At 64.5% G+C, this 9,828-nt stretch carries 11 protein-coding genes; 6 read left to right on the forward strand and 5 right to left on the reverse strand.

The genetic code is table 11. The features are described from left to right. A partial coding sequence (locus NP3_RS18490; RefSeq protein ID WP_063042848.1) for a M1 family metallopeptidase occupies window positions 1–1,303 on the forward strand: 1,303 nt, incomplete at its 5' end. Between the two features lie 7 nt (window positions 1,304–1,310). Here NP3_RS18490 and NP3_RS18495 read toward each other — a convergent pair. From NP3_RS18495 to NP3_RS18505, 3 genes are read right to left on the reverse strand one after another with little or no spacing between them, the layout of a single operon-like run. Beyond that, a complete protein-coding gene (locus NP3_RS18495) occupies window positions 1,311–1,499 on the reverse strand; it encodes a hypothetical protein (RefSeq protein ID WP_063042849.1) in 189 nt (62 codons plus the stop codon). 23 nt (window positions 1,500–1,522) lie between these two features. Further along, window positions 1,523–1,981: a DUF2752 domain-containing protein gene (locus NP3_RS18500; RefSeq protein WP_063042850.1), complete on the reverse strand. Its 459-nt coding sequence runs from the start codon at window positions 1,979–1,981 to the stop codon at window positions 1,523–1,525. A gap of 57 nt (window positions 1,982–2,038) precedes the next feature. After that, window positions 2,039–2,416, reverse strand: a complete 378-nt coding sequence (locus NP3_RS18505) for a glyoxalase superfamily protein (protein WP_063042857.1) — start codon at window positions 2,414–2,416, stop codon at window positions 2,039–2,041. A gap of 77 nt (window positions 2,417–2,493) precedes the next feature. Here NP3_RS18505 and NP3_RS18510 point away from each other — a divergent pair, with 77 nt between their 5' ends. Together NP3_RS18510 and NP3_RS18515 are read left to right on the forward strand one after the other, a co-directional pair. Continuing rightward, window positions 2,494–2,763 (forward strand): hypothetical protein, encoded by a 270-nt coding sequence (locus NP3_RS18510; protein WP_063042851.1) that lies wholly within the window; start codon window positions 2,494–2,496, stop codon window positions 2,761–2,763. Window positions 2,764–3,072: 309 nt separating this feature from the next. Then, on the forward strand, window positions 3,073–4,128 hold the full coding sequence (locus NP3_RS18515; RefSeq protein WP_063042852.1) for an alpha/beta fold hydrolase: 1,056 nt from the start codon (window positions 3,073–3,075) through the stop codon (window positions 4,126–4,128). 90 nt (window positions 4,129–4,218) lie between these two features. Here NP3_RS18515 and NP3_RS18520 read toward each other — a convergent pair whose 3' ends face one another. After that, the gene (locus NP3_RS18520) at window positions 4,219–5,037 is read right to left on the reverse strand and encodes an alpha/beta fold hydrolase (protein WP_063042853.1); all 819 of its coding nucleotides are present in this window, start codon (window positions 5,035–5,037) and stop codon (window positions 4,219–4,221) included. A 5-nt stretch (window positions 5,038–5,042) separates the two neighbouring features. Continuing rightward, a complete protein-coding gene (locus NP3_RS18525) occupies window positions 5,043–6,440 on the reverse strand; it encodes an FAD-binding oxidoreductase (RefSeq protein WP_063042854.1) in 1,398 nt (465 codons plus the stop codon). Between the two features lie 321 nt (window positions 6,441–6,761). Between NP3_RS18525 and NP3_RS18530 the strand changes: the two genes are divergently transcribed. From NP3_RS18530 to NP3_RS18540, 3 genes are all read left to right on the forward strand, one after another. Further along, the gene (locus NP3_RS18530; RefSeq protein WP_063042855.1) at window positions 6,762–7,754 is read left to right on the forward strand and encodes an alpha/beta hydrolase; all 993 of its coding nucleotides are present in this window, start codon (window positions 6,762–6,764) and stop codon (window positions 7,752–7,754) included. Between the two features lie 364 nt (window positions 7,755–8,118). Beyond that, window positions 8,119–9,489, forward strand: coding sequence for a S1 family peptidase (locus NP3_RS18535; RefSeq protein ID WP_157124381.1), 1,371 nt, complete (start codon window positions 8,119–8,121; stop codon window positions 9,487–9,489). Window positions 9,490–9,549: 60 nt separating this feature from the next. Continuing rightward, window positions 9,550–9,828, forward strand: a 279-nt coding sequence (locus tag NP3_RS18540) for a hypothetical protein (protein WP_157124382.1), incomplete at its 3' end; no start/stop codon positions are given.

The raw sequence follows: 9,828 nt of genomic DNA on the forward strand, positions 1-9,828 counted from the left end.
AAATTGGGGCTACCGGGTATCGCGGTACGAACTCGAGATCACCTATAAGGTCGCCAGTAATCGCATGGCAGGCCGAGCTCGGATCATCGCGGTGACCGACGCCGTCCGTGACCGTTTCGCGCTCGACCTGTCCCAGGCACTCACCGTGTCCAAGGTGCTCGTCAACGGCACCAAGGCCGCGAAATACTCGCACCAGCACGGCAAGCTCGTCATCACACCACAGCACCGCATCCCGGCGGGTGGGGTGCTCGAGCTGGTCATCCAATACGCCGGGCTGCCGAAGCCGGTGCGCGGGCCGTGGGGCGAGGTGGGCTGGGAGGAACTGACCGAGGGCGCGCTGGTGGCCAGCCAGCCCAACGGCGCCGCATCCTGGTTCCCCTGCGACGACCACCCGAGTTCCAAAGCCAGCTACCGGATTTCGATCACCACCGACACCCCGTACTACGCGCTCGCCAACGGCACCTTGATGCGCAAGCAGACCAAGGCCAGTCAGACCACCTGGGTCTACGAACAGTCCGAGCCGATGTCGAGCTACTTGGCGACCATCCAGATCGGCCAGTACCGCAAGCACCGCATCGACACCCCGCGCGGTTCGGTGCCGATACAGGCCATCATCCCGGCCCGGCTGCGCGCCAACTTCGACCACGACTTCGAGCGCCAACAGCAGATGATGGAACTGTTTTCCGAGAAGTTCGGCCCGTACCCATTCGAGGCGTACACGGTCGTGGTCACCGACGACGAACTGGAAATCCCCATCGAAGCCCAGGGCATCTCCGTCTTCGGCGCCAACCACTGCGACGGCCGCCGCGGCGCGGAACGCCTTGTCGCACACGAACTCGCGCACCAGTGGTTCGGCAACAGCCTCACCATCTGGCAGTGGCGTGACATCTGGCTACACGAAGGCTTCGCCTGTTACGCCGAATGGATCTGGTCCGAAGCCGCGGGTGGGCCCACCGCGGACCAATTGGCCCGCGCCGCCCGGCACAACCTGTCCCGTGAACCGCAGGACATCATCATCGGCGACCCCGGCCCGCGACGTATGTTCGACGACCGCGTGTACAAACGCGGCGCGCTCACCCTGCATACGCTGCGCCTGGAACTCGGCGAACTCGCCTTCTGGGATCTGCTGCGCGAGTGGACGATCCGGTACCGGCACGGCTCGGTCACCACGGAGGAATTCACCGATCTGGCGAGCCACTACAGTCTGGTGCCGCTGCGGCCGCTCTGGGACGCGTGGTTGCTCGGTGAGCCGCTGCCGCAACTGCCGCCCTCCGGCGGGCAGGTCGATACGACATCGCGCTGAGGCGCCGTCAGAAGACCAGGTAGCGCGCTGCCAGTTCTTCGACCAACGGATCGTCGTCGGCGACGCTGTTCAGCACATCGAGATCGGACTCGACCGAGATCAGGCGCGGATCGTCCTGTTCCGAGTCGGGTGTGCCGTCCTCGGCGAGCTGGCGCAATAGTTTTGCCCGCACGCGTTCCTTCAGCGAATCACTCATATACAAAGCCTGCCTGAAAACCGCTAGACCGGCGTGAGCCAGGTCCCCCACGGCGTATTTCGCAACACCGTATAGCCGATGAGTAGCGCGAAGAACACCCACATCGTGGTGCGGCCGAGTTGAGGTAGTCGCATCCGCTCACCGCGCCAGGCACGGATCGACCAGTCACCGATCCACAGCACGAAGGCCAGCACCAGCGGCAGCACGAGCAGATTGCTGTGTATCGCATCGAAAATTCGGCCGTCGGTCAGATTGTGCATGCCCCGCATGCCGCCGCAGCCCGGGCAATACAACCCCGTCAGCGCGTAGACCGGGCAGACTCCATAGGAGCCTTCGCTGTGCGGATCCCGGAAATGCAGCAGGACCGCGGCACCGACCCCGACGCCCGCCGCCACCAGCGGCCACCCCATGGCGCGCAGGCCGGTTCGTCTCGGCTGTTCCGCCACCGCTTCCTGGTGTGCGACCGGTACCGCATGACTCATCTCCACAAGCACCAACGGTAGCCGCGGCGGCCCCACACCCGCCACAGCTCGTGCCCGCTATTCGGGTTGCGCGAACCGCAACGCATTGCCGAACGGATCGGTCAGTTCGAACCCCGGCCCGCCCGGCCCATCCTCCGGGCACCCCGGCTTCGCATACCGATAGTCCTTGCCCGCCAACTCGGCATGCAGTGCCTTGATGTCGTCCACCGCGATCCACACCACCGATCCTGGAGTGCCGTCACCGTGATGCTCGCTCAAATGCACCTTCGCCGACGACCGCGACACCTGCGCATACAACGGAAAGTTCGCACCGAACCGGTGTTCCCAGTCCACAGTGAATCCCAGATAGTCGCGGTAGAACTCGTACGCCTTGGCAATATCGAATATGCGTAGCACCGGAATCGGCGCCGCCAATCGGACCGCATCGGAAGCCATGGGCGAAATCATCGCAGCAGCTACCGACATGATCGATTCGGTCCGGCATTTCCGCAGCTAGAGTAGAATTTCGCGACGTGGACGCCGCTGGTGTTACCCGGCTCGACGGATTCGGGGGCAACGCGGCTCGCAAGCTCGAATTCGGGCATGTGGGCCACTGGTACGCACCCCCGGACAGCGATTTCTCCGGCTCGGTCGCGGTCGAAATAGACCCCGGAGACGGTTCGTCCGTTGTCGTTTTCGTGCGCGCCCCCAACCGCCGCGACATCCCCGGTGACTTCCATCCGGACGACCAGGTCTGCCTGGTGATGCCCGAGGATATCGCCGATTTCCTGACCCCCAGCTGAACCACCGCACCCTTTGTCGGGATCCGCGCCCCAGAACCGGGCCGATCCCGAGAACGGGTGCGGGATTGTGGGGTGAGACAGGGAGATTGGGGGCAAGACCGGGTGGGCGGCGGGGGTAACGGCCGCCTCGGGCACAGGCGATATCCAGGAAGAAGAGCTCGTGCCCGATGTTTCTTCCGGCCGGACTATTGGCCGACCTAATTTCGGGTATCCATCCGATAGAACCAGGATTTCCGCCACTGGGGCGCTAGCAGTAGCAAGCACTCAGCTTGCACTGTACTGTGGCGGCAGACACAAAGGAGTGCTCGAATGCTGGTCAAGTCGATGAGGACGCTGGCGGAAGTGCGCGGAGACGAACCGTTGACCGCCGCCTACCGTGCTGGACTACGGTCGCGGACATACCGGACCACCTCGCTCAACAAGCCCGCCGCCACACCCGAGATCATCCCGGTCACCACCGGTGACGGGGCCAAGCTCAGGGTCCATGCCTACGGTCCCGCCGACGGCGATGTCATCGTCTTGATCCACGGCTGGAGCTGCTGCATCGAGTACTGGAATCCGCAGATCAATGCCTTCGCCGACCGCTACCGCGTGCTCGCCTACGATCAGCGCGGCCACGGCGAGAGCACCCTCGGCAGCACCGGCCCGGGCGCGCAGACACTGGCCGACGACCTCGAAGCAGTGCTCGAGGCCGCTGTCCCGGTCGGCAAGCGCGCCGTCCTCGTCGGCCACAGCATGGGTGGAATCACCCTGCAGGCGTGGGCATCTCGCTATCCGGAACAGGTCACTCGGCGCGCCGCCGCGGTCGTCATGGCCAATACCGCGGCCAGCGATATCCGGTACGAAACCGACCTGCTGCCGCTGTTCAACAAGCCGCTCATGGTGGCCAAGCGACCGGTGACCGTACTCGGCGCCAGCGTCCGTGTCCCGCTCGTCATCGCGGAAACCGCACTCGCCGCGCCGATTCCGCTGCCGGGCGGGTGGCCGGTCAGCGCGGTGTTCAAGGCCCGCGTCATGTCCAAGCCCGCCACCCGTGACGAGGTGGACTTCGCACTCGGCATCGTCCGCTCGTGTCGCCCGCTCACCCGCGGCCTGCACGCCGCGGCCCTCGCCGATTTGGACCTGGACGATGCCGCGAAGCACCTGACGGTGCCGACCACGGTCATCGCGGGCGCTGAAGACCACCTGCTGCCCGAGCGCATGTCCCGCCCGATCGTCGAGGCGCTGTCAAAAGCTGGTCACCTCGCCGACTACCAGGTCTGGCCCACCGGCCACCTCGGCAATATCGAGGCCGCGGACCGCTTCAACACCCTGCTCGCGGACGTGGTCCAGCGCGCCGACCCACGCACGGCCGCCGCGGGCTGACCCCAACCTCTGCTGGGGCTGACCGACGGCGCCCGGTCCAGCGGAAAGTTCCTGGAATACCGCTCGTCACCGTCGTTGCCGGGATGGGAACTACTTATTGATCGGATGTTGGCGCAGGAAATGGCGGACCACGGCGTCGAACGCCTTCGGCGCCTCGAGGTTGCAGCAGTGGCCGACACCGGGAATCACGACCAACTGTGAGCCGGGGATACTCGCGTGCAATCCCTCGGCGATGCGCAGCGGCGCTCGCTCGTCGAGCTCGCCGTTGAGGATCAGCGTGGGGACGGCGATGGTGGGTAGCACGTCACGCAGGTCGGCCTCCGCAAATGCCGAAAGTATCGCGACCATGCCGCTCGGCCGGGAATCGGACATGATCGCCAGCATCTCGTCGATCCACTCCCGCGGTATCGGTGTGGCGAAGAATGTCGGGAGGTAGGACTCGGCCCACTCGGCCGGTGGCCGCTGGGTCTGCTCTCGTATCCGCCGCACCCGCTCGTCCACCACATCCGCGGGCAGCGATCCCGCCCACCCGGCGTACGCGCCGACGAGGATCAACGAGCGCGGCACATCGGGGTGGCGGCGATACAGTTCGATGGCCAGGCCGCCACCGAACGACAGCCCGAGCACATGTGGATGATCGATACCGAGTTCCCGAATCAATCCCGCCAGTGTGTCGGCGTAATAACCGAGACGCACACCTTCCGGCGGATCGTCGGACCTGCCGCATCCAGGTGCGTCCCAGGCGATGACCGTGTACTCGTCGGCGAGCGACTCCAGCTGCAGCCGCCACGATCGGCTGTCCTCCCAGCCGCCGTGGAGCAACACCAGCGGCGGACCGGCACCCACCATCCGGTAGGCGATCGACTGCCCATCGACCTCGATCCGAGCTGAATCGGCCGCGACCTTCATCGCGATCAGCCCGGCTTGATATTGGCGTTGCGGTGGAAAACATTCTCGGGGTCGTACTCGGTCTTGATATCGGCCAGCTTCGCGTATTTGGCGGGTCCATAGGATGCGCGGACCCGGTCTTCGCCCGCCTCCGCCATGAAGTTGACATACCCGCCCTGGTTGGAGGCGAAGGGGCACAGCGCTTCCCAGGTCGAGCGCACCCACGCCCTGTCGGCGGCCAATATCTCGGCGTCGGGTGCGGCGGCTTCGATATTGCATACGTAGTGGGCCGAGCGCGCGCCGCCGAATGCGGTGTCCTCCTCGCCGACGGCAGTGAATGCGCCATCGAGTACGAAGATCGGCATGAACGAGAGCGGCGATGTCTTCTTCCCGGCCTGGTCGGTCAGAATCGCGATCACTTCGTCGGAGAAGTCGTCGAGATCGAGCGCCTTCTCATATCCGTGGATACCCCACGGCGCCGCCACATCGAGCATCGACTGCAATCCGGTAAAGGGAATCGGCGCAATGAATTCGAAGAGCGGGGCGAGCGCACTCCGGATCGGCGCCACCATCTCGGCATGTTCTTCGGCAGTGCCGTAACCGGCGACGATAAGGGCGTGGCCCGGCACGAAGTGGTACTGCTCCGGCACGAAAGGCTCCGGCGGCGCGGATAAAGCGACGCCGACCAGCACCCCCGACCTGGGCGGCATCGTCGGTATGAACGCACGAATCAGATGTAGCGCGGCATCCCCATCCGTCAGCGGCCAGAAGAAGAATCCGACGTGCACTTCGGGCCCGATCCGATGCGTGCGATATTCGAATTCGGTGACGATTCCGAAGTTTCCGCCACCACCACGCAACGCCCAGAACAGGTCCGGATTCTCACTGCCGGACGCCCGCACGATCCGGCTATCGGCAAGGACGACCTGCGCCGAGACGAGATTGTCGATCGACAGCCCGGCCACGCGGGTCAGCCAACCCATGCCACCACCCAGGGTGAGGCCACCCACGCCGGTATCGCTGATCACGCCGCCGGGCACGGCCAGTCCGTACGCCTGGGTCGCGGCATCCATATCCGCCATCGTCGCGCCGCCGCCGACCACGGCTCTCCCGGCCATCGGATCCACCACGACGCGACTCATCACACCGAGATTGATCATCAGGCCGCCGTCGCAGACCGCCGTGCCGCTGTAGGCGTGGGCACCGCCGCGCACCGCTACCTCGAGGTCGTTTTCCCTGGCGAAAGCCAAGGCCGCGGCCACGTCCTCGGTGGAAAGGCACTGGGCGATCACCGCGGGCCGCCGGTCGATTGCCCCGTTCCAGATGGCCCGGGCATGGTCATAACCCGCGTCGTCAGGAGCGAATACCGGCCCGCCGATCGCGGATCTCAGTGCTCTGAAGTCGAAACTCATTGTTTGGGTCATGGCATTTCTCCAGCCACCGGTCCCCGACCACTCGTGGAAGAGCGGGTCACGCTGTCCGCGTCGCCGACTCTTGCTGCGGCACCGACACGTAGGTGGTGCTATCCGAATGCCACGCACACAACCAGCCCATCCGGGTGATGTGGCGCGCTTGACATATTAACGCTGGTGCACGGTAGCCGTACCTGGTTTCGGTCCGGTGCCGGCCTACCGGCGACGTGTCGGTGCGGCACCGGCCGGAATCTTGGTGCTAAAAGCTTGGGTATGGACAGGGGCGTAATCGGAGGAATACATAGATCGATAGTCGGCATCGCGTTGGTGGGGATGCTCGTCGGTACGACGCTAGGTGCGCCGTCGGCCTTTGCCGAGGCCACCACATCCACGCAGATTTCCACGGATACGGCGTCGGACGACGGTTCGCACATAACCGGCGTCGAGTACATCGACGACCGAAATATCCGACTTCAGGTATATTCCGCGGCGATGGGTGCTGAATTTCCGGTCGAGATCCAGCGGCCCGCAGACGACTCGGTTCCGCGGCCGACGCTATATCTATTGAACGGTGCGGGCGGCGGTGAGGACGACGCATCGTGGCAGGCACAGAGCGATGCGCGGCAGTTCATGTCGGACAAAGATGTCAACCTGGTCCAGCCGATCGGCGGCAGGTTCAGTTACTACACCGACTGGCTCGAGGACGACCCGGTACTGGGCCGCAATAAATGGAAGACCTACCTTACCGATGAATTGCCACCGCTGATCAATGCCGCACTCGGCACCAACGGAGTCAACGCGATCGCGGGAATTTCCGCTTCCACCGCCACGGTGTTGGCATTGCCGATTGCCAGACCCGACCTCTACCGAGCGGCGGCCGCATATAGCGGCTGCGCGCAGACAAGCGATCCGATCGGTTCCAGGTTCCTGAAGCTCGTGATCGCCTGGGGTGGCGGGAACGCCGACCACATGTGGGGCCCGGTCGGTTCGCCCGAATGGACGGAAAACGATCCATACCTGCACGCCGATAAATTGCGCGGCATCGATCTCTATCTTTCGTCAGGCAATGGCCTGCCCGGAAAATATGACACGCTGAACGGCGCGCATGCCGAGCCCGGCCTCGATGGACTGACAAATCAGGTGCTGCTCGGCGGCGCGATCGAAGCAGCGGCGAATTACTGCATGAAGAATCTGCAGGCGAAACTGATATCGCTCGGCATTCCGGCGACGTACAACTTCGACGAGGGCACGCACTCGTGGGGTTATTGGGAAGACGAATTGAAGCGGTCGTGGCCGGTCCTCGAGCACGGACTCGGCTTGTCCTAGTGCATTGAAACCGAACGCGGGGCGGTGCCATTTCGGCGTCCGCCCCGCGTTCGGTTGTAAAGGCTAGAGGATGGAGAAAATTATACCGAGCAGTGCGCCAATGGCCGGTCCGAGAATGCTTCCGAGACCCAGCAGCAGCACGAGCGTCCTCCTATTTTCGGGGGTGGCGATGGACCGGTGCGATCATCCCAAGCGCCACATAGCCGACAGTTCAACGGTCTCGGCGTGTCGGCAAGTTGTCCGGCGGTGGACATTGGGCTTTACCGGCGCGGACACCGACACGCTATGAACCAAATAGTCCGATTTGTGACGCATGTGACATAGCGTCATCGAATACTTCGGCGTTTGGTCAGGAGGCGGCTCGATGAGGTCGGGTATTCGTACGCGGCGGGCAGCACTCGGCTGCTGTGCCGCATTGGCAATGGCGGGTTCGATCGCGCATCCGGCAGCTGCCGCACCAAAGCCCGATACCGCCCCGCTGCCGCCCGGACTGATCGCGGCCGTGGCGAGTGACCTCGGAATTGATGCGCACGAATATTTCGTACGCGTCGAAACCGCCCGGCGGCTGGCCGAATTCGCACAGCAGGCCCGCGCCGCATACCCGGCCGTATTCGCCGGGATCCGGATGAGTGACGACCGTCCGATCGTCTCCCTCGCCGAAGGTGAGCGCGCGGCGGACGCCAAATCCATCGCCGAAAAGGCCGGATTCAGCGTGGAAACCGTCGCCGACAGTGAGCGCACCCTCGACGCCCGCCGCCTCGCCTTCGAACGTTGGTTATCCGATCAGCCGAGCACCGTGGTCGACTCGATCGTCGCCTACGGCATCGACGTGGTGACCAACAGTTTCGCCGTTCGCCTGGCCGATGACGTGCGGTTGCCGACCGATATCGGGCCGATCCAGTCGGTGACGGCCGTACTGCCGGAAGCCCGGACCGACGACACCGCCATCGACATCCAGGCGATCGCGGGAATCGAAGCCGACGGCGACATCATCGGTGGCCAGCCGTTCGGTATCAAGGTCGACGGAAAAGCGCACAGGTGCTCGTTCGGCTTCAATGCCACCGACGCCGACGGCAATGCCGTGAATATCACCGCCGGGCACTGCGACCCGAACAACGTTGTCGAACCATCCGCGAAAACCACTGCGCCCCAACGCGTCTACGAATTCGAAGATGGGCAGCTCGGCAAGGAGATCGGTGACTTCACGGTCTCCCGGTTCGCCCCCGAGGACTATGCGATCGTGCGGATCAACGGGACGTTCGCGCCGCGCTTCCGGAACAACCTGGTGTCCACCCAGAAAATGGATTCACCGGCGCAGGCGCCCGACGTGAATGTGAACGGCGGTAATGCGGGACATTCGCGAGCAGCCGGTTCGGATGTCCTGCGCATCGACGGAACAACCGAGCCGGTTGTCGGAGCGGCCGTGTGCAAAACCGGCTTCACATCCGGATATTCGTGCGGGACGGTGCTGGCGGCCGGGCAAAAGGGCCTGTTACGCGGTCACGGCGACCAACCGGTCAAGATCGAGAATATGTTCTATGCCGCCCTCTGCGGCCAGCGCGGCGACAGCGGTGGACCGATCTTCGCAGGCACCAAGGCACTCGGCATCAGCAGCGCCATCGTCACGGTGAGTTCCTCCTTCGATCTCGGCTGCGGCCACGTCCCACTGCTGCTCGGCCAGCCGATCAGCAGTGTGCTGCAAGACAATCCGGGTTTGACCATTCGGACGAACTGATTCAGGCGGGCCCATGACACCCATCGATATGGAAGGCACATACATCTAAGGAGCGAATCGATGCTGCGCGTTGTCGTGGCCGCCATCGCGGCCGGAGCACTCATGGTTTGTGCCGGTCCAGCCGTTGCCGAGGGTTTGGGCGACAGTGTCGTCACCCTCGCCAATGCCCCGAACGACGAGGGCGCAACGTCCGCTGACAGTCTGGCCGAGAGCGGCACGACATCTGCCGACGGACTGAACAACAGCGCCGCCCTGTCCGCCGATGCCCCCGACAACAGCGCCGCCCCGTCCGCCGACGGTCTGGGCGAGGGCGTCAGCACTTCCGCCGATAGTCCGAAC

Source organism: Nocardia pseudovaccinii NBRC 100343 (genome assembly GCF_001613225.1).
GTDB lineage: Bacteria > Actinomycetota > Actinomycetes > Mycobacteriales > Mycobacteriaceae > Nocardia > Nocardia pseudovaccinii.

Excerpts from the sequence above, each read along its gene's own strand:
- NP3_RS18495 (WP_063042849.1), bottom strand. The coding sequence starts at position 1,499 with ATGAGTGATTCGCTGAAGGAACGCGTGCGGGCAAAACTATTGCGCCAG.
- NP3_RS18500 (WP_063042850.1), bottom strand. The coding sequence starts at position 1,981 with ATGAGTCATGCGGTACCGGTCGCACACCAGGAAGCGGTGGCGGAACAG.
- NP3_RS18505 (WP_063042857.1), bottom strand. The coding sequence starts at position 2,416 with ATGGCTTCCGATGCGGTCCGATTGGCGGCGCCGATTCCGGTGCTACGC.
- NP3_RS18515 (WP_063042852.1), top strand. The coding sequence starts at position 3,073 with ATGCTGGTCAAGTCGATGAGGACGCTGGCGGAAGTGCGCGGAGACGAA.
- NP3_RS18520 (WP_063042853.1), bottom strand. The coding sequence starts at position 5,037 with ATGAAGGTCGCGGCCGATTCAGCTCGGATCGAGGTCGATGGGCAGTCG.
- NP3_RS18525 (WP_063042854.1), bottom strand. The coding sequence starts at position 6,440 with ATGACCCAAACAATGAGTTTCGACTTCAGAGCACTGAGATCCGCGATC.
- NP3_RS18530 (WP_063042855.1), top strand. The coding sequence starts at position 6,762 with ATGCTCGTCGGTACGACGCTAGGTGCGCCGTCGGCCTTTGCCGAGGCC.
- NP3_RS18535 (WP_157124381.1), top strand. The coding sequence starts at position 8,119 with ATGAGGTCGGGTATTCGTACGCGGCGGGCAGCACTCGGCTGCTGTGCC.